This is a genomic window from Streptomyces sp. NPDC048257, from assembly GCF_043201855.1.
GTDB lineage: Bacteria > Actinomycetota > Actinomycetes > Streptomycetales > Streptomycetaceae > Streptomyces.
This window is the reverse complement of the sequence record NZ_JBICZI010000002.1, coordinates 362,738-388,235: the sequence shown is the minus strand read 5'-3', so window position 1 is coordinate 388,235 and position 25,498 is coordinate 362,738. Positions and strand designations below refer to the sequence as shown.

Genomic DNA, 25,498 nt, shown 5'->3' with positions numbered 1-25,498 from the left:
ACGTTACCGGGCCGGGGGCGCGGGCCGTTGGGCCTCGGGCGAGACGTCCGCCACACGGTCGGCGGCGAGTTCGGGCGCCGGATCCTGGGCGCGGCGCCGGGCGATGACCGCGCAGACCATCAGCTGCATCTGGTGGAAGAGCATCAGCGGGAGCACGGCGAGGGCGGCATGGGCCCCGAACAGCACGCTGGCCATGGGGAGTCCGGCGGCCAGGCTCTTCTTCGACCCGGCGAACTGGATGGCGATGCGGTCCTCGCGGCCGAAACCGAGGCGGGCTGCGCCGTACCAGGTGACGAGGAGCATGACGGAGAGGAGTACGGCCTCGGTCAGCATCAGGGCGGCGAGCCGCGGCAGGCTCACCCGGTGCCAGATGCCCGCGACCACGCCCGCGCTGAAGGCGGCGTAGACGACGAGCAGGATCGAGCCGCGGTCGACGTAGCCGAGGACCTGCTTGTGGCGGACGAGGAAGCCGCCGACCCAGCGGCGCAGGACCTGTCCGAGGAGGAAGGGCAGCAGGAGCTGGAGGGTGATCTTGAGGAGGGAGCCGAGGGAGAAGCCGCCCGCGTCCCCGCCGAGCAGGCCGGCGGCGAGGAGCGGGGTGAGGACGATGCCGGCCAGGCTGGAGAAGGAGCCGGCGCAGATCGCGGCGGGGACGTTGCCGCGGGCGATCGAGGTGAAGGCGATGGAGGACTGCACGGTCGAGGGGACCAGGCAGAGGAAGAGCAGGCCGCTGTAGAGGGGGGCGGTGAGGAGGTCGGGGACGAGGCCGCGGGCGGCCAGGCCGAGGAGCGGGAAGAGCACGAAGGTGCAGGCGAGCACGGTGAGGTGGAGCCGCCAGTGGCGCAGGCCGTCGAGGGCCTCGCGGGTGGAGAGCCGGGCGCCGTAGAGGAAGAACAGCAGGGCCACGGCGGCGGTGGAGGCGCCGCCGGCGACGGTGGCGGCCGGGCCGCGGGCGGGGAGCAGGGCGGCGAGGCCGACGGTGCCGAGCAGGGCCAGGACGTAGGGGTCCAGGGGCAGCCGGGCGGGGAGGTGCGGGCGGCGCATGTGCGGGGTGCTCACTTGCTGTCGGGGCGGGGGTGCTCCCTCCATGGTCGGCTGCGGACGGTCATCGGGAAACCCGCATGCCGCACTCACTGTCATCGCGTTCCGTGATGAACGGGTTAGCGTGGGCGGTATGTACGATCCGGTCCGGCTGCGGACGTTCCTCACGGTGGCCCAGACGCTCAGCTTCACGCAGGCCGCGGGACGGCTCGGCGTGGGGCAGTCCACGGTCAGTCAGCACGTGCGGCGGCTGGAGGAGGCGACGGGGCGGCCCCTGTTCGTCCGGGACACGCACAGCGTGGGGCTGACGGAGGACGGCGAGGCCCTGCTCGGCTTCGCGCGGACGATCCTGGAGGCGAACGAGCGGGCGGCGGCCTTCTTCGCGGGGACCCGGCTGCGCGGGCGGCTGCGCTTCGGGGCCTCGGAGGACTTCGTGCTGACGCGGCTGCCGGAGATCCTCGAGGGCTTCCGGCACGCGCACCCCGAGGTGGATCTTGAGCTGTCGGTGGAGCTCTCGGGGACGCTGCACGAGCGGCTGGACGCGGGGCGCCTGGACCTGGTGCTCGCGAAACGCCGGGGGCCCGGGGACGAGCGGGGGCGGCTCGTCTGGCGGGACCGGATGGTGTGGATCGGGGCGGAAGGGCTGCGGGTGGACCCGGAGCGCCCTGTTCCGCTGATCGTCTTCCCGCCGCCGGGCATCACCCGGGCCCGGGCGCTGGAGGTGCTGGAGCGGGAGGGGCGGGCGTGGCGGATCGCGTGCACGAGCGGCAGCCTGAGCGGCCTGATCGCGGCGGCCCGGGCCGGGCTGGGCGTGATGGCGCACACCCGGGGGCTGATCCCGCCGGGCCTGGTGCGGGTCGGCGGGCTGCCGGAGCTGGGGCCGGTGGAGTTCGCGCTGCTCCGCGGGGCGCGTCCGTCGGCCGCGGCCGAGGCGCTGGCCGGGGCGGTGCTCTCCGGCGCGGACCGGCTCAGTCGCACGTCAGCGGCGTGAACTCCGTGATCACTGGGGAGGTCTTGTGGAGGTATCCGGAGGCCGATCAACCCCCATTGACCATGCGGTACGTTCACCGCGGTGCGCGGAGAGGAGCGGGGCCTTGCGCGAGTTCACCGTTCCACCCGTCATCACGGGCGCGCCCGTCGGCGGCCTGGCCGACATCGTCTTCCAGCACGCCCGCGAGGAGCCGGACCGGGTGGTGCTCGGCCGCAAGACCGACGGTGTCTGGCGGGACGTGACGTCCCGGGAACTGGCCGCCGAGGTGCTCGCGCTCGCCCGGGGGCTGCTGTCCCAGGGGGTGCGCTTCGGGGACCGGGTCGCCGTCATGTCCCGCACCCGGTACGAGTGGACCCTCTTCGACTTCGCCCTGTGGGCGATCGGCGCCCAGCCCGTCCCGGTGTATCCGACGGCCTCCGCCGATCAGGTGCACTGGATCCTGTTCGACACCGACTGCACGGCCTGCGTCGTCGAGGACGAGAACCAGGCGATGACGGTGGGTTCGGTGATCGACCGGCTCCCCCACCTGAAACGGCTGTGGCAGCTCGACGCCGGGGCCGTGGACGCGCTCGTCGCCGACGGCCGCCGGGTCGCCGAGGACGTCGTGCACCGCCACCGCGGCGCCGTGACGCCCGATGCGACCGCCACCGTCATCTACACCTCCGGGACCACCGGCCGGCCCAAGGGGTGCGTGCTCACGCACGCCAATTTCATGTACGAGACCGACACCCTGGTCCACAGCTGGGAGTCGGTGTTCCAGGCCCGGCAGGGCGAGCAGCCCTCGACGCTGCTCTTCCTGCCGCTGGCGCACGTGTTCGGGCGGATGGTGGAGGTGGCAGCGGTCCGGGCGCGGGTCAAGCTCGGGCACCAGCCGGTGCTGGCGGCGGCCGAGTTGCTGCCGGACCTCACCGCGTTCCGGCCGACCTTCGTGCTGGGCGTGCCGTACGTCTTCGAGAAGGTCTTCGCGGCCGCCCGTCGCAAGGCGGAGGCGGAGGGGCGTACGGGCCCCTTCGACCGGGCGGTGGAGACGGCCGTGCGGTACGCGGAGGCACGCGAGCGCAGGGCTTTCGGCACCGGGCCGGGGCCGTCCGCCGCGCTGCGGATGGAGCACCAGCTCTTCGAGAAGCTCGTCTACGGGAAGGTCCGCGAGGCGATGGGCGGCCGGGTGCGGCACGCGATGTCGGGCGGGTCGGCGATGTCGCGCCGCCTGGGGCTGTTCCTCGAAGGGGCCGGGATCACGGTGTTCGAGGGGTACGGGCTGACCGAGTCGTGCGCGGCGGCCACCGCGAACCCGCCGGGGGCGACCAAGTACGGCACGGTGGGGCGGCCGATCCCGGGCAGTTCGGTGCACATCGCGGACGACGGGGAGGTCTGGCTGCACGGCGGCCACATCTTCTCCGGGTACCTCAACGACCCCCGTGCCACGGAGGCGGTGCTGCGCGGCGGCTGGCTGGCGACCGGGGACCTGGGACGGCTGGACGAGGACGGCTACCTCACCATCACCGGGCGCAAGAAGGACATCCTGGTGACCTCCAACGGCAAGAGCGTCGCGCCGGCCGCGCTGGAGGAGCGGGTCCGCTCACATCCGCTGGTGTCGCAGTGCGTGCTGGTGGGCAACGACCGGCCGTACATCGCGGCGCTCCTCACCCTGGACATGGACGGGATAGCGCACTGGCTGTCGATGCGGGGCCGGCCGCAGTTGCCGGCGGCCGAGCTGGTGGGCGACCCGGACCTGACGGCGGAGGTGCGCCGGGCGGTGGTGGCCGCGAACACCCTGGTCTCCCAGGCGGAGGCGATCCGCACCTTCCGGGTGCTGGGTGAGCAGTTCACGGAGGAAAGGGGCCTGCTGACCCCCTCGCTGAAGCTCAAGCGCCGGGCGATCGAGAAGGCCTACGAGAAGGAGGTCGCGGCCCTCTACTCCTCCTGAGCGGGATCCGGCCGCGGGCCATCGCGGCAGGTCTGGGCGGTGTGACGGGTGGGTCGCGAGCGAAACTGACGGCTCGTCATTTCTACTCGTCAGCAATATTGACGATCCGTCAGGTCACGCACAGAATGCGGGGATTCCAATCGGAGGGGATCCCCGACATGTTGCGACCGATCCGCACCCTGGCCGCCGCGGCGGCGGCCCTCGCGCTCGTCTCCGCCTGCAACTCCGCCTCCACCAACGGCGCCTCCCCCGGCAAGCCCGGCGACGCGCCCGGCACCTCCCGCGGGGTGAGTGCCGAGTCGATCAGGGTCGGCGGGATCGTGTCGATGACCAGCTCCAGCGGCTACAGCAAGAAGGACACCGACCTCGGGGCCAGGGCCCGCTACCTCCGGGCCAACGCCGAGGGCGGGATCAACGGGCGCAGGATCGACTACCTCGGTGCGGAGGACGACGGCCAGGACCCCGCCAAGAACCTGGCGGCCGCCCGCAAACTCGTCCAGCAGGACAAGGTCTTCGCCGTCTCCCCCATGAGCTCGGTGACCTTCTCCGGAGCCGACTTCCTCGAGCAGGAGAAGGTCCCCACCTTCGGCTGGGGAACCCTGCCCTCCTTCTGCGGGCCCAAGCACATCTACGGCTTCAACGGCTGCCTGGTCCCCACCCCCGGCGGCACCCTCAACCAGACCTGGCCCGAGGGCATCGGCCAGATCCTCGGCGGCGCCCAGGGCAAGTCGGTCGCGATCATCGCCAACGACAGCGACGCCGGCAAGTTCGGCATCCGGACCTTCCAGCAGGGCTTCACCAGCGCCGGGTTCAAGGTCTCCTACGCCAAGGCCTCCGTACCCGGCACCGCCGTACCGAGCGACTGGTCCGCGTACGTGAAGGAGATCCTCTCAAGCAACGACGGCAAGGCCCCGGACGCCGTCGTCTCCGTCATGCAGACCCCCAACAACATCGGGCTCTTCACCGCCCTCAAGCGCAGCGGGTACAAGGGACTGCTCTCCGACCCGACCGACTACGACCCCGGACTGCTCGCCAAGGACGCCACCAAGCAGGCCCTCGACGGGGTGCACGTGCTGCTGCAGTTCCAGCCGTTCGAGTCGGCCGATCCGAAGATGGCGCAGTTCAAGGCGGACATCAAGGCGGCGGCGGGAGGTCAGGAAGTCCCGCTCAACCTGCACATGTTGACCGGGTACATGTCGGCCGACCTCTTCGTCTCCATCGCGCAGAAGGCCGGCAGGAACCTCACCGTCGAATCCTTCCAGAGCGCCGCGCAGAACTTCTCCGACACCGGCACGCTCGTCGGCGACCGCGCGGAGCCCAAGGGCCAGAAGGACAGCTTCGGCTGCGGAGCGCTCGTCCAGCTGAAGGACGGCGCGTACGAGGTCTCCGTGCCGTTCAAGTGCTACGAACCCATCCCCTTCAAGTAGGGCCGCGACATGGGAGATCTGCTCGTCTTCGTACTGAGCGGTCTGGTCTCCGGCGCACTGTACGCACTGCTCGCCACCGGGCTGGTGCTGTCGTACTCGGCGTCCGGGCTGTTCAACTTCGCGCACGGGGCCACCGCCTACCTGTGCGCGCTCACCTTCTACGAGCTGCACTCGGGGCTGGGTTGGCCGGCCGTCCCGGCCGCACTGCTGGTGGTGTTCGTACTCGCCCCCGGTCTCGGCTGGGGGCTGGACCGGCTGATGTTCCGGCGGCTCGCCCGGGTCGGTGAGACCGCGCAGATCGTGGCCACCATCGGGCTGCTGGTGGCGTTGCCGGCCGCCGGGCTGTGGGCGGTGGAGCTGCTGTCCGGCGCCGGCGCGCCGGTGAAACCCGCGGAGAACCAGTTCGGGCTGCCGGGAGTGGGGCCGAGCCCCGCGCGGTCCTGGCAGCTCGCGGACGGTGTCGGCATCGACTCCGACCAGCTGATCACCTGGGTGGTGACGGCGCTGGTGGCGGTGGCCCTGTGGGTGCTGATGCGCCACACGCGGCTGGGCCTGCAGCTGCGGGCCGCCGTCGACAACCGCTCGCTGACCGAGCTGCGCGGCATCAGCGCCGACCGGCTGTCGTCGGTGGCGTGGATGATCGCCTCTGGGCTGGCCGGGCTGGCGGGTGTGCTGGCGACGCCGCTGCTGGGGCTGTCGGCGCACGACTTCACCCTGTTCCTGTTCGTGTCTGCCACGGCGGCGGTGATCGGGCGGTTCGCGTCCGTGCCGCTCGCCTTCGCGGGCGGGCTGGGGCTCGGGGTGCTGCAGAACCTGGTGGCCGGGTACGCGTCCTTCGCCGAGTCCGTCACCGGTTTCCGTACGGCCGTGCCCTTCCTGATCCTGTTCGGCGGGCTGCTGGTGCTGACCCGCCGGGCCCGGACGGCCGGGGTCGCGGCCGTGGACGCCCCGCCGGTCGACCATCTGGCCGGGGCGTCGTGGCGGCGGCGGTGGGGCGGGTGGGCGGTGGGTGGGGCGGCGCTCTGCGTGGCGTTCTACACCGTGACCACGCCCTTCTGGAGCGGACTGCTGGCCCAGGGGCTGGCCATCGCGCTGGTGTTCATGTCGTTCACGGTGGTGACCGGGCTCGGGGCGATGGTGTCGCTGGCACAGGGCACCTTCGTGACCGGTGCGGCGCTCGTGGCCGGGCTGCTCATGAGCCGGGGCTGGCCCTTCGTGGCGGCGCTGGCAGTGGGTACGTGCGTGGCGGCGCTGCTGGGGGCGCTCGTCGCGCTGCCCGCGCTGCGGCTGGGCGGCAGGTCCCTGGCCCTGGCCACGCTGGCGCTGGCCTTCCTGGCCGATCAGGTGCTGTTCCAGCTGCGGTGGCTACGGAACGGCGACGCGGGCTGGTCGGTCCCGCGGCCGGTGATCGGACCGGTGGACCTGTCCGACGACCGGGCACTGGGGGTGGCCCTGGTGCTGCTGGTCGCGCTGGTGGCCGCCGGGCTGAGCGCGCTGCGGAACTCCCCGTCGGGGCGGGCGATGCTGGCGGTCCGGTCGGCCCCGGCGGCGGCCGTCGCCTCGGGGGTCTCCGTCCTGCGGACGAAGCTGCTGCTGTTCACGCTGTCGGCGGGGCTGGCCGGGTTCGGAGGCGTGCTGTACGCCTCGTACAACACCCGGATCACGGCGACGGACTTCACGGCGATGACCGGACTGGTGTGGCTGGCCGTGGTCGTGGCGGCGGGTGTGCGGCGGCCGCAGTACGCGGTGGTGGCGGGGCTGGTGTTCGCGGTGGCTCCGCGGCTGCTGTCCGACTACGTGACGGAGTCCGCGCACCTTCCGGTGATCCTGTTCGGCCTGGCGGGTCTGGCCCTGGCCAATGACCCGGACGGGTATTGCGCGGCGGTGCCGGTGCGGCTGGCGCGGCGGCGGGCCGCGGGGCCGGCGCCCCGGATCCCTGCGCAGCCCGGGCCGACCGGAGAGCCCGCCGCCGTTTCACGGGGCTCCGCCCCGGACCCCGCGCCGCGAACGCCGGCGAGGCGGGAGGAAGGCGCGGGCGCGCAGCGCACAGGGCCCGCCCTGGAGCTGCGCGGGGTCACGGCCGGGTACGACGGTGGGCTCGTCCTGCATGGCGTCGACCTCGCCGTCCGCCCCGGCGAGATCCTCGCCGTGCTGGGGCCCAACGGCGCCGGGAAGAGCACCGCCTGCAAGGTGGCCGCCGGACTGCTGCCCGTCGGGGCCGGAGCGGTGTGCGTCGGCGGGCGGGACGCGACACGGGACGGGGCCGTGCGGCGGTCGCGAGCCGGGGTCGTGCTCGCTCCCGAGGGACGCGGGATCTTCCCCGCGCTCACCATCGAGGAGAACCTGGCCCTGTACCTCGAGGACGCCATGGCCCGGGCCGCCGTCTACGCACGCTTCCCGCGGCTCGCGGAGCGGCGCGGGATTCCCGCCGGAGCGCTGTCCGGCGGGGAGCAGCAGATGCTGGCCCTGGCCCCGCTGCTGCAGCGCCCGCCCGCGGTGCTGATCGCCGACGAACCCTCGCTCGGGCTCGCCCCGCGCGTGGTGGAGGAGGTGTACGCGCTGCTCACCGAGCTGCGCGACGCCGGGACCGCACTGCTCCTGGTGGAGGAGAAGGCCGCCGAGATCCTCGGGATCGCCGACACCGTGGCCTACCTCTCCCAGGGGCGGGTCTCCTGGTGCGGCCCCCGGGCCGAGGTGGAGGCGGACCGGCTCACCGAGGCCTATCTGGGGATGGCGACATGAGCGAGGGCGGGTACGTACTGGAGGCCCGCGGGGTCGGCGTGCGCTTCGGCGGTGTCCGGGCGCTGGCCGGGGTGGACCTCGGGGTCCGCGCGGGCGAGGTGTGCGGGCTGATCGGGCCGAACGGCGCCGGGAAGACCACTCTGTTCGACGTCCTGTCAGGGATCCGCCGCCCCGACCGGGGGCGGCTGCTGCTGGACGGGGCGGACATCACCCGCCGCTCCCCCGTCTGGCGGGCCCGGCACGGGATACGCCGGACGTTCCAGCGGCAGCAGTTGTTCGGACAGCTCAGCGTGGCCGACAACGTGCTGGTGGCGCAGGAGTGGCGGGGCGGTGGGGGCGGGCCGGCCGCCGACCTCCTCGCGCTGCCGGCCCGACGGGCCCGGGAGCGCGAGCGCCGGGCCCGCGGCGAGCGGGTGCTGGCCGACTGCGGGATCGGCGCGCTCGGGACCTCGTACGCCGGCGGGCTGCCCGTGGGGCAGGCCCGCATGGTGGAGCTGGCCCGAGCCGTGGCCGATCCGCCGCGGGTGCTGCTGCTGGACGAGCCCGCGTCCGGCATGTCCGCGCCCGAGCGCGAGCGGCTCGCGGAGGTCGTCCGGCGGCTGGCGGAGCGGGAGGGCTGCGCGGTGCTGCTGGTCGAACACAACGTGGCCTTCGTGATGGACCTCTGCTCGCGGGTCGTCGTACTGGACCTCGGGACGGTGCTGGCCGAGGGCCCCGCGGCCGGGGTCCGGGCGAACCCGCTGGTGCGGGAGGCGTACCTCGGGACCGCCTGAGGGATCACGTCCGGATGGCGGGAATACGTCGTACGAGGGGCCGGTTATCGCCCCTCGTACGACGCTCCACCCCCGCCGCACCACCGCCCCGACGTGAGGGAACGACCAGACGTGAACCAGGTCCCCGCCATCAAGCTCAACAACGGCACGCTCATGCCCCAGCTCGGGTTCGGCGTCTGGCAGGTGCCGGACGCGGAGGCGGAGCACGCCGTCGGGGCCGCTCTGAAGGCCGGTTACCGCAGCATCGACACGGCCGCCGTCTACGGCAACGAGGCGGGCACGGGCAAGGCCGTGGCCGCCTCCGGGCTGGCGCGCGAGGAGCTGTTCGTCACCACCAAGCTGTGGAACGGCCGGAAGCAGAAGTGGGGCCGGGACCAGGTGCTGCGCGCCTTCGACGACTCCCTCGCCAAACTGCGCCTGGACCACGTGGACCTGTACCTGATCCACTGGCCGCGTCCGATGCGCGACGACTTCGTCGCCATCTGGGCGGCCTTCGAGGAGATCGCGGCGAGCGGCCGCGCCAAGGCGGTCGGCGTGTCGAACTTCCGCCCGGCCGACCTGGAGCGGCTCGCCGCCGAGAGTGCGCTGGTCCCGGCCGTGAACCAGGTCGAGCTGCACCCGCTCTTCCCGCAGGCCGAGCTGCGCGCCGTGCACGCCGAGCGCGGGATCGCCACCGAGGCCTGGTCCCCGCTGGGCCAGGGCAAGGAGCTCCTGACCCTCCCGGCGGTCACCACGATCGCAGCCAAGTACGGCCGCAGCGCCGCACAGGTGGTGCTGCGCTGGCACCTGCAGCTCGGGAACATCGTGATCCCGAAGTCCGTGACCCCCGCGCGCATCCGGGAGAACCTGGACGTGTTCGGCTTCGAGCTGGACGCCGCCGACATCGCCGCGCTGGACGCCCTGGGCGCGGGCGCGGCGGGCCGCCGGATCGGCCCGGACCCGGCCTCGTTCGACGTGTGACAGGAGCCGGGCCGGGCGCCCACGACGCGACCCGGGCCGTGCGGGGCCGTCAGACGCGTACGAAGCTCCGTATGCGGTACGTCGGCTCCGCGCGCGGCACGTCCTGGTCCGGCAGCAGTTCCAGCCGGGCCGCCAGCTCCTGCGCGGTGATCCCGCGCGGCACGATCCGTGAGGCGTACCGGCCCGCGAGGAGGTCCTCGGCGGAGCCGCGCGGGGTGCGGCCCTGGCCGTGGCCGGTGAAGCGGGCCTCGCCGACCGGGAGCAGGCCGGCCCGGGCCGCATAGGCCTCGACCTCCCCGGAGGCGTCCGAGGGGGTCGGGGTCAGGTGCGCGGCGAAGACGGCGTCGATGTCGCTGCCGACGTCGTGCGCCGAGTCCTTGTCCACGGTGGCGAGGAAGACCCCGCCGGGCCGCAGCACCCGTGCGGCCTCGGCGATCACCACCGGCACCAGTCCCGGTTCCCGCAGCAGGTGCAGCAGCCACACCGCGCTCACCGCGTCCAGCGACTGCGGCGCCACCGGCAGCCGGGCCGCGTCGGCGAGGGTCACGGGGACGCCGCGGCGCCGCGCCATCGCGGCCATGCCGTGGGAGGCGTCCGCGCCCAGGACGCGCAGTCCGGGGCGGGTGAGGCGGCTGGTGACGATGCCCGTGCCGCAGCCGAGGTCGAGGAGGGTTTCCGCGTCCGCGGGGAGCAGGCCGAGGACGGCGGCTGCCGCCGCTTCGGCGCGCGGGGTGCCGCCGCGGGTGGCGTCGTAGGCCTCGGCCTCCGCGTCGTAGTCGAGCAGGGGTCTCGCGGAGGGTATGTGCGTGGTCATCAGCGCGCGCCGTGGGCCGGGGCCAGGGCTTCGACGCGTTCGGCGAGGGCGAAGTCGGACTCCGTCACCACATCGCCGGCGTCGTGGCTGTTCACGGAGAGCCGGACGGTGTTGTAGCCGAGCGTCAGGTCGGAGTGGTGGTTCAGCTCCTCCTGGACGGAGGCGATGTGGGCAACGAGGGCGCTCGCGGCGAAGTGCGTGCCCAGCCGGTACGTGCGGAAGATCCGGTCGTCCTCGAAGGCCCATCCGGGGAGCTCCCGCAACCGGTCCTCGATCTCCTTCTGTGACAGCGGCTCACTCGGCATGCACCGGCTCCTTTTCCCCGTGACGTGTAGTCAAGGTTCCCACAGTGCACGCCGGAACAATCCTTTCGCGCCGTAGTGCGCTCGGGTACTTCTCCGCCTGACGGCCCGGGCCGGGCCCGCTCGGCTAACGTCGGTCGCATGACGACGACGAGCGTGGGGACCCTGTTGCGCGCCTGGCGGGAGCGGCGCGGCATCAGCCAGCTGGAGCTGGCGGGCCGCGCCGAGTCCTCGTCCCGGCACATCAGCTTCATCGAGACCGGCCGGTCCCGGCCGAGCGAGGAGATGGTGCTGCGGCTCGCCGGCCACCTCGACGTACCGGTACGGGAGCGCAACTCGCTGCTCCTCGCCGCGGGTTACGCCCCGCGCTACGCGCACACCGCACTGGACGACCCGGCGATGGAGACGCTGCGCGAGGGCATCGCACGGCTGCTGACGGGCTACGAGCCCTATCCCGCGCTGGTCGTGGACGCCACGTACGACGTCGTCGCCGCCAACCGGGGCATCGCGATGCTGCTGGACGGGCTGCCGGAGCACCTGCTGACCCCGCCGCTGAACGCCATGCGGATCACCCTGCACCCCGAAGGCCTGGCCCCGCGGATCCGCAACCTCCGGGAGTGGCGCGGGCACCTGCTGGCGCAGATGGAACGGCAGATCGCGCTGGCCCGCTCCGAGCCGCTGCGCGCCCTGCACGAGGAGGTGTCGGCCTATCCGGTCGCCGAGCGCCCGGGCGACGGCGCACCGGGCGACGGCGCACCGGACGAGGGCGCCGCGTACCTCGCGCTGCCGCTGGTCATCGAGCACGACGGGCACGTGCTGTCCTTCGTGTCGTCCATCGCGACCTTCAACACGCCGATGGACGTGACCGTCGCCGAGCTGGCCATCGAGACGCTGCTCCCGGCCGACCCGGCGACGGTGAAGTACCTGCGCTCACTGGGCGGCTGAGCCCGGGCGCAGGGCGAGCTGCTGGAGGACTGCGAAGCCGGCCACGGTGGCGGCCTGCACCGGGATCCACAGCAGGCCCGCGGCGGTGGGCTCGAACCAGAGCGCGAGCGAAACCAGACTCAGCGCCGCCCAGGCGTAGTTCGTCTCGACGACGAGCTTCACGGGGAGGACGGGAGGCTGCCGCCGGGAGGCGAGCACGCCGACCGCGGCCCCGTACGCGACGAGGAGGAGCCCGAGTCCGAGCAGCAGCCCCTGCCCGACCCCGAGCAGCCGGCCGAGCGGGGCTGAGAAGGCGGTGTACGCGAGCCCGTTGGCGGTGGTGACCACGGAGTCGAGGGCGAGGAAGCGGCGCAGCGCGGTCGGCGGGACACGGTTGCCGGTGAAGCCGGCGAGCGGGGTCGCGGACAGGGGAATCAGCCTCCATCGAGGTCGAACGGCCAGGTGGGAGACGGGTTCCGGGACCGAGTGCGCAGCCCCGGGACCCGCTGCGTCCACTGTGCCGGGGGCCCGTGGGACGGGTCGATTACCTCGGAGGTCATGCCAACCCTTTTTGAGCTGTACGGCAGGAAACGTTGGGGTTCCCCTGGTTCGGCCACGGGCGGGAGGCTAGGCTTCACGAGCCCGATCAACTCGAACGTCTTGTCGACAAATGGAGAATCCGCCGGTGCGAGCCGCCGCCCGACCCGACCTCGCCGCGATATGGCGTCGCATCTGGGCACTGTCGCAGGAGCACGGGCAGGATCCGGCCGAGGTGCTGGCGGTGGAGCGGCTGAGCCGTCTGTCCGGGGTCGAACCCGGGCGCATCCCCCTGGTGGTGGCGGGCACGGTCGTCGAGGCGCCGCTGGAGCGGCGCGTGCACCAGCGGTTCCTGCGGCTGCGGGCGACCCGGCGCGACAAGCACGGCCGGGAGTGGCCGCTGGCCGCCATCGCCGACGACTTCGACGCCCCCGGTGCCTCCCTCGGCCCGCTCAACGCGGGCACCGGGCTGCCCCGGATGGGCCACGCGGCCGGTGTGCAGCGGTTCTTCGGGGTCCACGCCGGTTTCCTGCTGGCCGACAGCAAGAGCGCGGTGGAGCGGGCCCTCGCGCTGTCCGCGACCACCCTCTCGGACGGCCGCGACGACCTGGAGCACCTCTCGTACCTCACGGGCATGACCCCGCAGGCCATCCGGCTCACCCTCGACGGCAGGCCGCCCCGGCTGCCGTTGAAGGAGCAGGTGCACCTGCGCTTCGAGCACCTGCGCCGCACCCGCGTACGGGAGGACGGACAGCCCCATTCACTGGCGGCCATCGCCAAGTCCTTCGACGCGTCGGGGCAGTCGCTGACCCGCCTCGCCCAGGGCGAGGGCCTGCCGAACCTCGCCGCGGCCGCCGGGATCCAGCGTTTCTACGGCGTGGAGGGCGGCTTCCTGCTGGCCGACGACACGGAGGCCCTCTCCACCGCCCTCGCCCTGATCGAGGGGGAGTTGGAGTCCGCGGTGCGGGAGCGGGAGAACCCGATGCTGGCGGTGCTGCGGGCGCACGACGTACGGAGCATCGTCACGCGGGCCGACCGGCTGTCGCCCCAGGGCTGGAAGTCGCTGGCCGATCACTTGGACGACCTCCTCGCGCGCGAGGGGCAGCTCGGAGTTCCGGGCACGAAGGGCGGGACGCCCGCCGACGGCGCCGCCGCCGAGGGAGACACACGATGAGGACCACACGGGCCATGCGCAAGCTGGGCTCCGAACTGCTGGAGGGCGCTCGCCTGACGCCGCCGGCCGATGTCAGCGAGATCATCGGGGCGTTGTGCGCCGCCTACGCCGCACGGCGCGGCGAAGAACGGAAAGTTGACTTCCACTTCACTTCCTTCCCGCCCGACACCGCGAGCGGGCTGTGGCTGGAGCTGGACGACGTCGACCTGATCGTCGTCGAGCAGCACACCCGTCCCGAACACCAGCTCGTCATCGCCTGCCACGAGCTGTGGCACCTGGACGAGGGGACCAGCGACAGCGTCGGTCCGGGCATGCTGGCGGCCGCCCGGCTGGCGGGACACCCCGGCCGCCTCGCCGGACTGCTGGCCTCCGGCTCCGGGCTGGACGCGGTGGTCCGGCAGGCCGCCGCACGCGCCGACCAGGGGGATCCGACGGAGATCCGGGCCGAGACCTTCGGCCTGCACCTCGGCAACATCCTGCGCTCCTACCTGCCGTCGCCCCGGGAGCAGCAGTTCCCCGAGGCGATCGAGCGCATCAAGTCCTCACTCGGCTGGGGAAGCCCCGTGCCACGCCGCGACCTCGCACCAGCCGGTCGCCGCATCCCTCCCGCCGATGCCCTCAGCACGGCACTGACAGAGAGCACGCCACGATGAACCAGTCCTCCCCGCCCCGCCACGCCGTCGTCATAGGCGGCAGTCTGGCCGGCCTCCTCGCGGCCGCTGTCCTCGCCGAGCACGCCACGGTCACCGTCATCGACGCCGACCCGCTGCCCGAGGGGCCGGCCCCGCGCCGTGGACTTCCGCAGGCCCGGCACACCCACCTCCTGTGGTCGGGCGGTGCCCGGGCCATCGAGCAGATCCTGCCCGGCATCACCGCCGACTGGACGAAGGCGGGCGCCATCCGCCGCAGCCTGCCCACCGACCTGGTCACCAAGACCGCCCAGGGATGGATACCGCGCTGCGGGGAGAAGCAGTTCAACATCTCCTGCAGCCGCGACCTCCTCGACTCGGTGATCCGCGCCCGTGTGACGGCCCTCGCCGGGGTGTCCACCCTGGAGCAGAGCCGGGTCCGGGGCCTGGAGGGCACGGCGGCCCGGGTCACCGGCGTCCTGGTCGACACTCCGCAGGAGGAGGGCCGGCTGCTGACCGCCGACCTCGTGATCGACGCGAGCGGTCGCGGCTCGCGCGCCCGGACCTGGCTCCAGGCACTCGGCGTCACCGGCATCCGGCAGGCCGAGGTCGACTCCGGCCTCGTCTACGCGACGAGGATCTTCGAAGCCCCGGCCGGAGCCCACGAGACGGGCTTCCCCATCGTCAACGTGCAGTCCGACCCCCGGGTGCCCGTCCCGGGTCAGACGGCCACCATCGTGCCCATCGAGAACGGCCAGTGGCAGGCCACCCTCTCCGGGACCCGCGGCGGCCAGCCGACGGGCGACCCCGACGCCTTCATCCCGTTCGCCAAGGCCGTCCGCGACCCGATCGTCGGCGAGCTCCTGGAGGGCCGCAAGCCCCTGACGGACGTCGCCGTCACCCAGGGCACCGCCAACCGCCGGATCTACTTCGAGAAGGCCGAGCTGCCCGACGGGTTCTTCGCCGTCGGCGACTCCGTCGCCACCTTCAACCCGCTGTACGGGCAGGGCATGACCGTCGCCGCCCAGGGGCTGCTGGCCGTACGCACCCTGCTCCGGGCGAAGGGCCTGGCGCACCCAGGGATCGGCCGCGAGGCCCAGCGCGTCATCGCGCCCCAGGTCAGCACCGCCTGGGAGCTCGCCACCTCGCAGGACATCCTGTACCCGGGGGCCACCGGGATGAAGCCGCGCGCCGGCACCGGCCTGCTCAACGGGTACGTCAACAGGCTGATGACGGGAGCCACCACCGACGAGGCGCTCACCGCCGCCCTGTTCAAGGTCCTCACCATGAGCACCGCGCCCACGCACTGGCTCCGCCCGTCGGTGGTCTGGCACGTGCTGCGCGCCTCGGACCGGGGCGCGCTGAAGGCGCCGCCGCTCACCGCCGCCGAGCGGGCCGTCGCCGGCCTCGACCCGGCCCACGGCCAGGCGCCCGGCCCCGCAGCGGACCCGGTCGGCCCCGCCGACCCCGTCGGACAGGCCCGATGAGCGGGAGGCTCCTGCTGCTCCTGCCGGGGTCACTGATGGTCGTCGCGCTGCTGATCAAGGCGCGTACGCTGCGCAGGGTCTGGGACCAGCCGCTGAACCGCACCGCGTGCGCGCTGCTCGTCGTCGGCTCTCCCATCACCTTCCTGGCCTCGCCGCCGACCATCGCCTCGGTCAACCGCTTCACCGGCGTGGTCAACTTCTCCGCGCCCCTGGTGTTCGGCCTGCTCACCGTGTTCTCCGGGCTGTGCGTCGTCCTGGTCCTGCAGTGGCGCGGCGGGCCGCCCGCTGCCGTGCGCCGGGCCACCCGGCTGACCACGGCCCTGTTCGGCACGGCGACCGTGGCGATCGTCGCGCTCTTCGTGATCGGCGACGCACCGGTGGAACGGCTCCGGGACCTGGACACGTACTACGCCACGACGCCGTGGATCCGCGAGATGATCGTCTGCTTCCTCGTGGCGCACACCATGGGCACCTCGGCGCTGACCTGGCTGTGCGGCAAGTGGCTGGCGCGCACGGACCGCTCGCTGCGCCCGCTGCGCACGGGCCTGGCCCTGATCGTGCTCGCCGGGCTGATGGACCTGGCCTACCTGGTCGCCAAGTGGGCCTCGGTGGTGGCCCGCTGGGTCGGCCGCGACTGTGTGTACCTGTCCACGGACGTGGCGCCACCGCTGGCCTCGGCGTCCGCGCTGCTGCTCGGCGCCGGCTTCGTGGTGCCGCTGGTCGGCGGATCGGCGACGTGGCAGGCCTTCAGCCAGTACCGGCGGCTGCGCCCGCTGTGGAAGGCGCTGCACGGATTCGCCGCGGCCCAGGGACGGACCGTCCCACTGGCCTGGTGGTCGCCGGTGGGGATCCGGCTGATCCACCGCGAGTCCGCCATCGACGACGGGATCCTGGCCCTCACCCGCTGGTTCGACCCCGCCGTGCGCAGCGCCGCGTACGAGGCCGCGCGCGGCCAGGGCGCGAGCGAGGCCCGGGCCTCGGCCGTGGCCGACGCCGCCATGCTCGCCGCGGCGTGCCGGTGCCGGGCCGCCTCCGACGGTGCCGCCGGGCCTCCGCAGCACGCCGAGCCGCCACGGCTGTCCGACCGGCCGCTGACCGCCCTGGCTCGGGAGTTCCGTACCTCCCCCATCGTCGCCACGGCTGCCCGCTCCGCCGCCGGGGCCTGAAACGCGGAACGCCCCGGACCCGGGGGCCCGGGGCGTTCGCTCTGCGGTCAGAGCTCCGCGAGGTCCAGCCCGGCCTGCGCGGCGGCCGCCTGGACGGTCTGCTCCAGCAGTACGGCGATGGTCATCGGGCCGACCCCGCCCGGCACCGGAGTGATCAGCGAGGCGCGGGCGGCGGCCGACTCGAAGTGCACGTCGCCGACGTTGCCCTCGTTGTACCCGGCGTCCAGGACCACCGCGCCCGGCTTGATGTCCTCACCGCGGATGAACTCGGCCTTGCCGACGGCGGCGACCAGCACGTCCGCCTGGCGCACGATCGAGGGCAGGTCCCGGGTACGGGAGTGGCAGTAGGTGACGGTGGCGTTCTGCTCCAGCAGCAGCATCCCGGCCGGTTTGCCCAGGATCGCGCTGCGGCCGACGACCACGGCGTGCTTGCCGGTCAGGTCCACGTCGTAGGCCTCCAGCAGCCGCATGATGCCGCCGGGGGTGCAGGAGACGAAGCCCGGCAGCCCGAAGCCCATGGCGGCGAAGGAGTGCATGGTGACCCCGTCGACGTCCTTGCCCGGGGCGATGGCCTCGAAGGCGGCGCGCTCGTCGATGTGGTGCGGGACGGGGTGCTGGAGCAGGATGCCGCTGATCTGCGGGTCCTCGGAGAGCGCGGTGAGGGTGGCCACCAGCTCCTCGGTGGTGGTCGCGGCCGGCAGCTCGACGTGGCGGGAGGTGATCCCGGCCTTCGCGCAGCGGTTCTGCTTCATGCGTACGTAGGTGACGGAAGCGGGGTCCTCGCCGACCAGCACGGTCGCGAGGCAGGGCGCGGTGCCGGTGCGCTCGGTGATCTTCGCCGCGTGGGCGGCGGTCTGCTCCGAGATGCGACGGGCGAGGGCGGTGCCGTCCATCAGCCGGGCAGTGGCGGCGGCGGTGGCGCCGGCAGTCTGGGCAGTCGTCACGGGGTCTCCTGAACGTCGCTGCGGATCGCGGTTCGCCCAGGCGCGCGGCAGTCGACGTACCCGAAGCCCGCAGGTACGCCGGGCCGCTCCCCGGTGGTGATCCACCCGAACGCCAGTCACGGCCCGCTGACCACTGTAGTCGACATATCCGGTGGTTGACGGGCGTCCGACCTGGGACGATCAATGCATGACGCGTACTTTCGACCATCTTGTCGCCGAGGCCGACTCCGTCTCCGTGGACGGCTGGGACTTCTCGTGGCTCGACGGCCGGGCCACCGAGCAGCGCCCCTCCTGGGGCTACCAGCGTCTGATGGGCGAGCGGCTGGCCCGGGTCCGGTCCGCGCTGGACATCCAGACCGGCGGCGGCGAGGTGCTGGCCGGTTCCGGTCCGCTGCCGCCGCTGATGGTGGCCACCGAGTCCTGGCCGCCCCACATCGAGAAGGCGACGCGGCTGCTGCACCCGCTGGGCGCGGTGGTGGTCGCGGACTCCGACGAGCCGCCGCTGCCCTTCGGCGACGCGGCCTTCGAGCTGGTGACCAGCCGGCACCCGGTGACCATCTGGTGGGAGGAGATCGCGCGGGTCCTGACGCTGGGCGGCACCTACCTCTCGCAGCAGGTCGGTCCGGCGAGCGTCTTCGAGCTCGTCGAGTACTTCCTCGGCCCGCAGCCGGAGGAGACCCGTCGCGCCCGGCACCCCGACGACGCGGTCGCCGACGCCACCGCGGCCGGCCTCGACATCCTCGATCTGCGCTCCGAACGACTGCGTACGGAGTTCCACGACATCGGAGCCGTGATCTACTTTCTGCGGAAGGTGATCTGGATGGTGCCCGGCTTCACGGTCGGGCAGTACCGGGACCGGTTGCGCGAGCTGCACGAACAGATCGAACGCGAAGGTCCGTTCGTCGCTCATACCGCCCGATTCCTCATCGAAGCCCGCAAAACGGGCTGATGTGAAGGGCGGACGGATCTGCGCCGGATCGGTTGCGCGGACACAGCGTGGCGCAGGTCACTCAATTCAGCGCGTAACGAATCGACTCGGGCATGCGATGAACCGACAGGTGTCCTCGCGCAGCCCGGAATACAGAACCCCCTCGGGTCTGTTTCCCGAGTTCGCGCGATGATGTCCCGCCCACCCTTATCTGTTCGCAACGAGAGGCTCCTTGTGTCGCTCAGCCCGTCCCGTACGTTCCCTCCGGAGATCGCCGAATCCGAGGCCCTGGTCACGCTCGTCGAGCGCGGCCGCGAGCAGGGTCACATCAACGGTGACGACGTGCGCCAGGCCTTCGAGGCCGGCCGCATCCCGGTGGACCAGTGGAAGCGGGTCCTGCGCAGCCTGAACCAGGTCCTGGACGAGGAGGGTGTCGCCCTTCACGTCAGCGCGGCGCCCGCCACCAAGGCGGCCGCCAAGAAGCCCCGCAAGGCTGCCGCCGCCCCGGCCCGTACCGTGGCCAAGAAGGCCACCCCGGCGCCGCGCCCCATCGGTGCGCGCAAGACCGCGGCCGCCACCGCGGCCACGGCCACCGCCACGGCGATATCCGCTTCGTCGGCCGCCGCAGTCGAGGACGAGGCGTCGCCCGAGGCCGCCGAGCCCAAGAAGCGCACGGTCAAGAAGACCGCCGCCAAGAAGACCGCCGTGAAGAAGACCGCCGCGGCGAAGAAGACCAGCGCCAAGGACGCCGACGAGGGCGAGACCCCCGCCGCCGAGGGTGAGGACTGGGCTGCCGAGGACCTCGCCGACGAGGCCGAGGAAGAGGCCCCCAAGACGGGCGGCACCCAGGGCTTCGTCCTGTCCGACGACGACGAGGACGACGCCCCGGCGCAGACGGTCATGGTGGCCGGCGCCACCGCCGACCCCGTCAAGGACTACCTCAAGCTGATCGGCAAGGTGCCGCTCCTCAACGCCGAGCAGGAGGTGGAGCTCGCCAAGCGCATCGAGGCGGGTCTCTTCTCCGAGTACAAGCTCGAAGAGGAGGAGGATCACAAGCCCGCCTTCAAGCGCGAGCTGGAGATCCTCGTCGAGGACGGCCGCCGCGCGAAGAACCACCTGCTGGAGGCCAACCTCCGCCTCGTGGTCTCCCTCGCCAAGCGCTACACCGGCCGCGGCATGCTCTTCCTGGACCTGATCCAGGAGGGCAACGTCGGCCTGATCCGCGCCGTGGAGAAGTTCGACTACACCAAGGGCTTCAAGTTCTCCACGTACGCGACCTGGTGGATCCGGCAGGCGATCACGCGTGCCATGGCCGACCAGTCGCGCACCATCCGCATCCCCGTGCACATGGTCGAGATCATCAACAAGCTCGCCCGCGTGCAGCGCCAGATGCTCCAGGACCTGGGCCGTGAGCCCACCCCGGAGGAGCTGGGCAAGGAACTCGACATGACCCCCGAGAAGGTCATCGAGGTCCAGAAGTACGGCCGCGAGCCGATCTCCCTGCACACCCCCCTGGGTGAGGAGGGCGACAGCGAGTTCGGTGACCTCATCGAGGACTCCGAGGCGGTCGTCCCGGCGGACGCGGTCTCCTTCACCTTCCTCCAGGAGCAGCTCCAGTCCATCCTGGGCACGCTCTCGGAGCGCGAGGCGGGCGTGGTCTCCATGCGCTACGGCCTCAACGACGGCCAGCCGAAGACCCTGGACGAGATCGGCCGCGTGTACGGGGTCACCCGTGAGCGCATCCGCCAGATCGAGTCCAAGACCATGTCGAAGCTGCGCCACCCGTCGCGTTCGCAGGTACTGCGCGACTACCTCGACTAAGAGGTCAGGCCAGTCGGAAGACGGGCCCCTTGGGGGTGAACGGCAGGGAGGCACCCTGCGGGATCAGGAAGGCGTGCTCGCGCCGGATCCGCAGGGTGTCGGTCCAGCCGTCCGTGATCACCAGCACCGGGGCGTGCGGAGGGAAGTCCTCCGTACGCTGGAGCAGGTCGACGGCCGGCTGGATTGCGGTTCCGCCCCGGCCGCGCACCCTCACCCGGCCCGCGATGTCGGCCGGGGGCAGATAGCCCGCGTCGTACGGCGCCGCGTCGCAGAACACGACGCGGGCAGCCGGTACGTCGCGGGCCTGTGCGTACGAGGCGATCGCGCCCAGCGCCTTGCCGAGCAGCTCGCGGCTCATCGACCCCGAGGTGTCGAGCACCACCCCGAAGGTGCAGCGGGCGCTCTCCTCGGGCGGGAAGTACCGGCCCGCCCGCGGAATGTCCGGGGTGGAGGCCTGGCGGCGCGCCGGGCGCGCGAAGCTCCGTACGGGCTGCGGGCGCGGCACGTACGCGTCGAACCAGCGGGCGAGGCGGGCGTCCCACGGCACCGGCGGGTGGGCCAGGGAGCGGATCTCCTCGATCAGCCCGGCGGGCAGCAGACCGCGCTCCCCGTGCGTGTGCAGGTCGAGGCCCTGGACCAGGCCGCGCCGGTAGAACTCGTCCAGATCCGTGTACGGACCTCTTCCCGGGTGCGGCAACGGCTCGCCCAGGATGTCCCCGCGGCCCTTGCCGCGCAGGGTGGCGAGGCGGCGCATCCGGCGCAGGTCGGCGGTGATCCGGTCGTAGACCTCCTCGACGGAGAGGCCCTTCAGCTCCGGGTCGTACAGCAGCCCTTCGGGCATCTCGCCGACGCCCATCTCGACGAGCCAGCCGTTGACCACGTAGTCGGCGGCCACGTTGTGCAGGTACGGGTCCCGGGCGCCGCAGCGCTCGCCGTGGCGCAGGGCGGCGTGCAGCATCTCGTGGGCCAGGATGAACCGCCACTCCTCGTCCTCGAAGGTGCGCAGCGGGTTGACGTAGATCTCCCCGGCGCTCGCGCTGACCGCGGCGACGTCGATGCCCTGGGCGCGGGCCAGCTCGGCGTCCGCGACGATGCTCAGGCCCGCGGCGAGGCCGCCGAGCAGCGGGTAGGCGGACACGAACCAGTTCAGGGCGCGTTCCCACGGCTGCGGCCGGTGTCCCTCGCGGCCGGCGGCCCGGTCCATCGTGAGGGACACGGACCGGGTGAGGGCGTGGGCGAAGCCGGTCTGCCAGTCCGGGACCGCCCCCCAGTGCGTCCACGTCTCCAGTACCTGGTCCGCCCCGCCGGGAAGGCCCGTACCGCAGTCCTGGTAGACGGGCGGGACGCCGCCCCGCCGCCAGGCACCGGCGAGCTGCTCCTCGTCGCCGCCGGGGTACTGCTCGGGCAGGTGGTCGGGGGCGCGGCCGACGGAGAAGGTCTGCAGGAAGCGGTTGACGACGACGCAGCGGGCGGCGAGGTCGACGGCGGCGGGCTGCGGCCGGCCCTGCTCCCTGGCGGCCGGCACGTGGCCGAAGCCCAGGTGGAGCAGGCAGTGGGCCAGGGCCCAGGCCCACTCGGCGGGGTCGGCGCGGCGGGTGGGATGGGCGTGGATCACGCCGTTGGAGGTGACGACGGCGAACCCGGCGGCGTTGCAGGCCGCGCACCGGGTGTCGCGGCAGTGGGTGGCGGAGACGGCGTGCAGGGCGGGGTTCTGCCGGATCGCCGCGCGTCCGGCCTCGTAGGCGAGGGTGGCCGGGTCCGGTGTGGCCTCCTTGACCTTCCCGGCCGTCTGCCCGGACCGGCGCGTCACCGGCGGGCCTCGACCAGGCGGGGCATGTCCCGGGCGGCTTCGATGAGGAACCAGGCGGGCAGCACGGGCAGGCCGGCGGCATCGTCGGCGACGACGGTCTGGGCGACCTCGACGGAGATCTCGGCGAGCTGGACGAGCAGGGACTTGGCGCGGTAGGCGGTCTGCCGGACCGCGGGCGAGACGTGCTCCTTGCGGGCCGGGAGCTCCTTGACCAGGCGGCCCCGGAAGGCCTCGGCGAGGTAGTACAGCAGGTCGCGGTCGGCGAGCCGGGCGGGCCAGGAGGCATCGCCCTTGATGATCGCCTCGATGCCGAAGGTGTGGCGGACGATCTTGGCATAGCCGCAGAAGGAGACGGCGTGCGCGGGAGTGAGGGTGCCGTGCGCGATCACCTTCAGGGTCTGCTCGTCCAGGTCCGGCCCGAAGGAGTGCAGGGCGTCGGAGAGCATGTGCCAGGAGCGCGGGGTGGAGAAGGGCTCCTCGCTCTTGGGCGGCTGCGACCACAGGTGGTCGGGGCGGTCGGTGAGGTAGTCGGTGACCCAGGGGTGGATGCCGTGCTCGCCGGCCCAGACCAGCCAGTCTCCGGCCGAGGCCCGGAGGTGGACGTGGGTGAGCCGGTTGACGAGCGCGGAGGCGATCGGCCGGGCCAGCGCGTTGTCGGTGGCCCGGTTGCCCGCGCCGATGACGATGGAGCCCTCGGGCAGCTCGTAGGAGCCGATCCGGCGGTCGAGGATCAGCGAGTAGAAGGCCTTCTGGACGTCCGGGCTCGCGGCGTTGAGCTCGTCGAGGAAGAGGCAGTACGGCTCGTCGCGGGCGATGGCCTCCGGCGGGCAGAACACGGACCGGCCGTCGCGGATCTGCGGTACGCCGATCAGGTCCTCGGGGGCGAGCTGGGTGCCGAGCAGGCTGACGCACTCCAGACCCAGCGAGTCGGCGAACTTCCGTACGAGCGAGGACTTTCCGATCCCGGGAGCCCCCCAGAGGAACACCGGCCGCACGGTGGCGAGGCCGAGCAGCAGTTCGGGGATCTGGGCGGGGGTGACGGTGACGGCAGCCTGCACGGGCGTGGATGTCCTCGGGGTGGGGCGGGTGTGTGGTGCGGCCAGTGTCGCCGCACCGGACATCCCGGGGCATCCGGTTTTCTCCCCGCCCGTGCGGGGTGGGCGGTCAGGTCTCCAGGAGGTGCTTGAGCTTCTCCTCGCCCCGGGGCATCTCCTTGCGGACCATGGGCCTGACCAGGAGGGGTACGAGGGCCCGGCCCATGCCGTGACTTTCGAAGTCGACGTCCAGGGTGACGCGGGAGCGGGCGCCGCCGTCGAGGGGTTCGATGGTGCCGCGCACATCGGGTCGTACCGGCCCGTCGATGCCGTGCACGTGCCAGCTCCTCGGCGGGTCGAGCTCCACGAACTCCATGATCGTGGGAACCCTGCGGCGGCCGATCCGGCGGGTGACGAGGACCTTCGAACCGACGTGGACGGGCAGGTCGCCGATCGGGACGGCGGAGACGGCGCTGTCCTGCCATTCCGGCAGGTGCGTGGGGTCCGTCAGGTACGAGTAGACGTCCTCGGGCCTGCGGTCGATGGTGATGCTCTTCCTGAGCGCGGACATGGCGACCCCTTAGTGCCCCCTGACTGGCCTCTTCCTCCAAGCTACCCCGCGGGTGGTACGGCGGCACGGACCTTCCGCGCGGACATGGCGGCGTAGCCGAGGACGCCCGCGAAGAGGAACAGCACGCCCTGGTAGACGGCCGCGTAGCCGGAGCCTGCGACCAGCCACATCGAGAAGCCGAAGGCGAGGGCGGCGAGGACGCCGTCGCGGGCCAGGCGGCCGGGGTCGACCCGCTCGCGCTGCCCGGAGAGCAGGAAGTGGATCTGCGCGGCGGTGGCGAGCAGGTAGGGGACGGTCGCCGTGAAGGTGGTGATCAGGACCAGGCTCTCGAAGACGCCCTGGGTCCCGGACATGTAGTTGTAGACGGTGAGCGCGGAGGCCAGCGCCACGGTGACGATCACACCGACGACGGGGACGCCGCGCCGCTTCGTCTCGAAGGCCTTCGGGAAGAGCCCGTCCTTGGCGGCGGCGTACGGGGTCTGCGCGCTGAGCAGGGTCCAGCCGTTGAGGGCGCCGAGCATCGAGATCACGGCGGCGCAGGCGACCACGGTGCCGCCCCAGGTGCCGCCGAACATGGCGTTGACGGCGTCGGTGAAGGGCGCGGTGGAGGAGACCAGCCGGTCGTGGGCGACCAGGCCGAAGACGGCCACGGTGCCGAGCAGGTAGACGGTGGCGGCGCCCACGGTGCCCAGGATCGTGGCCCGGCCGACGTTGCGGGCCGGATCGCGGACCTCGCCGGCGCTGACGGTGGCGGACTCGACGCCGAGGTAGCTGAACAGCAGGATCGCCGCGGAGGCGGAGACGGCTCCGGCCGCGCTCTGGTCGGTGGCCCGGAAGGGACCGAGGTTGGCGGGGTCGAAGAAGAACAGCCCGCCCACGGCGACCAGGAGCAGCGGGGCGAACTTCAGCACGGTGGCGACGACTTGTACCGCGCCGACGTAGCGGGTGCCCGCCAGGTTGGCGAGGGCCGGGAGCCACTGGACGGCGAGGGCGGCCAGGCACATGGACCACCTGTGCGCGCCGATGCCGGGGAAGAGCACGCAGAGGTAGCCGACGGCGGCGACGGCAAGGGCCGCGTTGGAGACCCAGGCGGTGATCCAGTAGCTCCAGGCGGCGAGGAAGCCGGCGAAGTCCCCGAACGCGGCGCGGGCGTAGACGTAGGGACCTCCGGTCTGCGGGTGGCGCTCGGCGAGCCGGCCGAAGACCAGGGCGAGGGCGATCGCGCCGAGGGTGAGGACGCCGAAGGCGACGAGGCTGATGCTGCCGAAGGGGGCCACCGAGGCGGGGAGGAGGAAGATCCCGCCGCCGATGATGTTGCCCATGACCAGGCAGGTCGCGACGGGCAGGCCGAAGCGGCGGGCGTGGGGGTCGCGGACCTGCCCGGGGGGTGCGGTGGCCTCGGCGGGCAGGGTTGCGGTGCTGGTCATCGGTGGTGCGCCTCTGGATGTCTCACATGCTGGGCAGGTCAACACATGGTTGACCACCGCCAAGGCGTC

Annotated in this window: 22 protein-coding genes and 1 riboswitch; of the genes, 13 read left to right on the top strand and 9 right to left on the bottom strand. The window is 72.7% G+C overall.

Annotation, left to right across the window (positions count from 1 at the left end):
• Positions 1–3: 3 nt before the first annotated feature.
• Positions 4–1,044: a bile acid:sodium symporter family protein gene (locus ACGFZK_RS05755; RefSeq protein ID WP_393847567.1), complete on the bottom strand. Its 1,041-nt coding sequence runs from the start codon at positions 1,042–1,044 to the stop codon at positions 4–6.
• 130 nt (positions 1,045–1,174) lie between these two features.
• Between ACGFZK_RS05755 and ACGFZK_RS05750 the strand changes: the two genes are divergently transcribed.
• The 6 genes from ACGFZK_RS05750 (at position 1,175) to ACGFZK_RS05725 (ending at position 9,861) form a co-directional block, all read left to right on the top strand.
• Entirely contained in the window at positions 1,175–2,032 is an 858-nt protein-coding gene (locus ACGFZK_RS05750; RefSeq protein WP_393847566.1) for a LysR substrate-binding domain-containing protein, read from the top strand.
• A gap of 103 nt (positions 2,033–2,135) precedes the next feature.
• Positions 2,136–3,959: an AMP-dependent synthetase/ligase gene (locus tag ACGFZK_RS05745; RefSeq protein WP_393847565.1), complete on the top strand. Its 1,824-nt coding sequence runs from the start codon at positions 2,136–2,138 to the stop codon at positions 3,957–3,959.
• 158 nt (positions 3,960–4,117) lie between these two features.
• The gene (locus tag ACGFZK_RS05740) at positions 4,118–5,386 is read left to right on the top strand and encodes an ABC transporter substrate-binding protein (protein WP_393847564.1); all 1,269 of its coding nucleotides are present in this window, start codon (positions 4,118–4,120) and stop codon (positions 5,384–5,386) included.
• Between the two features lie 9 nt (positions 5,387–5,395).
• The gene (locus tag ACGFZK_RS05735) at positions 5,396–8,128 is read left to right on the top strand and encodes an ATP-binding cassette domain-containing protein (RefSeq protein WP_393847563.1); all 2,733 of its coding nucleotides are present in this window, start codon (positions 5,396–5,398) and stop codon (positions 8,126–8,128) included.
• Positions 8,125–8,901, top strand: coding sequence for an ABC transporter ATP-binding protein (locus tag ACGFZK_RS05730; protein WP_393847562.1), 777 nt, complete (start codon positions 8,125–8,127; stop codon positions 8,899–8,901). Before ACGFZK_RS05735 ends, ACGFZK_RS05730 begins: the two co-directional genes overlap by 4 nt.
• A gap of 111 nt (positions 8,902–9,012) precedes the next feature.
• Positions 9,013–9,861 (top strand): aldo/keto reductase, encoded by an 849-nt coding sequence (locus ACGFZK_RS05725; RefSeq protein ID WP_393847561.1) that lies wholly within the window; start codon positions 9,013–9,015, stop codon positions 9,859–9,861.
• A gap of 49 nt (positions 9,862–9,910) precedes the next feature.
• Here the strand turns inward: ACGFZK_RS05725 and ACGFZK_RS05720 are convergent, their stop codons facing one another.
• Positions 9,911–10,645 (bottom strand): class I SAM-dependent methyltransferase, encoded by a 735-nt coding sequence (locus tag ACGFZK_RS05720; protein ID WP_393847868.1) that lies wholly within the window; start codon positions 10,643–10,645, stop codon positions 9,911–9,913.
• Between the two features lie 29 nt (positions 10,646–10,674).
• Positions 10,675–10,980, bottom strand: a complete 306-nt coding sequence (locus tag ACGFZK_RS05715; protein WP_393847560.1) for a 4a-hydroxytetrahydrobiopterin dehydratase — start codon at positions 10,978–10,980, stop codon at positions 10,675–10,677.
• Positions 10,981–11,118: 138 nt separating this feature from the next.
• Between ACGFZK_RS05715 and ACGFZK_RS05710 the strand changes: the two genes are divergently transcribed.
• Positions 11,119–11,922: a helix-turn-helix domain-containing protein gene (locus ACGFZK_RS05710; protein ID WP_393847559.1), complete on the top strand. Its 804-nt coding sequence runs from the start codon at positions 11,119–11,121 to the stop codon at positions 11,920–11,922.
• On the opposite strand, the gene ACGFZK_RS05705 is transcribed toward ACGFZK_RS05710, so the two are convergent.
• A complete protein-coding gene (locus ACGFZK_RS05705; RefSeq protein ID WP_393847867.1) occupies positions 11,908–12,330 on the bottom strand; it encodes a hypothetical protein in 423 nt (140 codons plus the stop codon). The genes ACGFZK_RS05710 and ACGFZK_RS05705 overlap by 15 nt on opposite strands.
• A 256-nt stretch (positions 12,331–12,586) precedes the next feature.
• On the opposite strand from ACGFZK_RS05705, the gene ACGFZK_RS05700 reads away from it, so the two are divergent.
• The 4 genes from ACGFZK_RS05700 to ACGFZK_RS05685 are packed head-to-tail and all read left to right on the top strand — an operon-like array spanning position 12,587 to position 16,894.
• Positions 12,587–13,612: a hypothetical protein gene (locus ACGFZK_RS05700; RefSeq protein WP_393847558.1), complete on the top strand. Its 1,026-nt coding sequence runs from the start codon at positions 12,587–12,589 to the stop codon at positions 13,610–13,612.
• The gene (locus ACGFZK_RS05695; RefSeq protein WP_393847557.1) at positions 13,609–14,265 is read left to right on the top strand and encodes a toxin-antitoxin system, toxin component; all 657 of its coding nucleotides are present in this window, start codon (positions 13,609–13,611) and stop codon (positions 14,263–14,265) included. The genes ACGFZK_RS05700 and ACGFZK_RS05695 overlap by 4 nt, the downstream gene beginning before the upstream one ends.
• Positions 14,262–15,728 carry an NAD(P)/FAD-dependent oxidoreductase gene (locus tag ACGFZK_RS05690; protein WP_393847556.1) on the top strand — a complete coding sequence of 489 codons (1,467 nt, stop codon included), beginning with the start codon at positions 14,262–14,264 and terminating at the stop codon, positions 15,726–15,728. The genes ACGFZK_RS05695 and ACGFZK_RS05690 overlap by 4 nt, the downstream gene beginning before the upstream one ends.
• Complete coding sequence (locus tag ACGFZK_RS05685) at positions 15,725–16,894, top strand: MAB_1171c family putative transporter (RefSeq protein WP_393847555.1); 1,170 nt, start codon at positions 15,725–15,727, stop codon at positions 16,892–16,894. Before ACGFZK_RS05690 ends, ACGFZK_RS05685 begins: the two co-directional genes overlap by 4 nt.
• A 47-nt stretch (positions 16,895–16,941) precedes the next feature.
• On the opposite strand, the gene ACGFZK_RS05680 is transcribed toward ACGFZK_RS05685, so the two are convergent.
• Positions 16,942–17,787 carry a bifunctional 5,10-methylenetetrahydrofolate dehydrogenase/5,10-methenyltetrahydrofolate cyclohydrolase gene (locus ACGFZK_RS05680; protein WP_393847866.1) on the bottom strand — a complete coding sequence of 282 codons (846 nt, stop codon included), beginning with the start codon at positions 17,785–17,787 and terminating at the stop codon, positions 16,942–16,944.
• 78 nt (positions 17,788–17,865) lie between these two features.
• Positions 17,866–17,968, bottom strand: a riboswitch (ZMP/ZTP riboswitch).
• A 57-nt stretch (positions 17,969–18,025) separates the two neighbouring features.
• On the opposite strand from ACGFZK_RS05680, the gene ACGFZK_RS05675 reads away from it, so the two are divergent.
• Both ACGFZK_RS05675 and ACGFZK_RS05670 read left to right on the top strand, forming a co-directional pair.
• Entirely contained in the window at positions 18,026–18,787 is a 762-nt protein-coding gene (locus ACGFZK_RS05675; protein WP_393847554.1) for a class I SAM-dependent methyltransferase, read from the top strand.
• A 171-nt stretch (positions 18,788–18,958) separates the two neighbouring features.
• A complete protein-coding gene (locus ACGFZK_RS05670; RefSeq protein WP_393847865.1) occupies positions 18,959–20,587 on the top strand; it encodes an RNA polymerase sigma factor in 1,629 nt (542 codons plus the stop codon).
• 4 nt (positions 20,588–20,591) lie between these two features.
• Here ACGFZK_RS05670 and ACGFZK_RS05665 read toward each other — a convergent pair whose 3' ends face one another.
• The 4 genes from ACGFZK_RS05665 to ACGFZK_RS05650 form a co-directional block, all read right to left on the bottom strand.
• The gene (locus tag ACGFZK_RS05665) at positions 20,592–22,397 is read right to left on the bottom strand and encodes a hypothetical protein (protein ID WP_393847553.1); all 1,806 of its coding nucleotides are present in this window, start codon (positions 22,395–22,397) and stop codon (positions 20,592–20,594) included.
• On the bottom strand, positions 22,394–23,455 hold the full coding sequence (locus tag ACGFZK_RS05660) for an ATP-binding protein (protein ID WP_393847552.1): 1,062 nt from the start codon (positions 23,453–23,455) through the stop codon (positions 22,394–22,396). Before ACGFZK_RS05660 ends, ACGFZK_RS05665 begins: the two co-directional genes overlap by 4 nt.
• A gap of 106 nt (positions 23,456–23,561) precedes the next feature.
• Positions 23,562–24,002: an SRPBCC family protein gene (locus ACGFZK_RS05655; RefSeq protein ID WP_393847551.1), complete on the bottom strand. Its 441-nt coding sequence runs from the start codon at positions 24,000–24,002 to the stop codon at positions 23,562–23,564.
• A 41-nt stretch (positions 24,003–24,043) separates the two neighbouring features.
• Complete coding sequence (locus ACGFZK_RS05650) at positions 24,044–25,429, bottom strand: amino acid permease (protein WP_393847550.1); 1,386 nt, start codon at positions 25,427–25,429, stop codon at positions 24,044–24,046.
• Positions 25,430–25,498 lie beyond the last annotated feature (69 nt).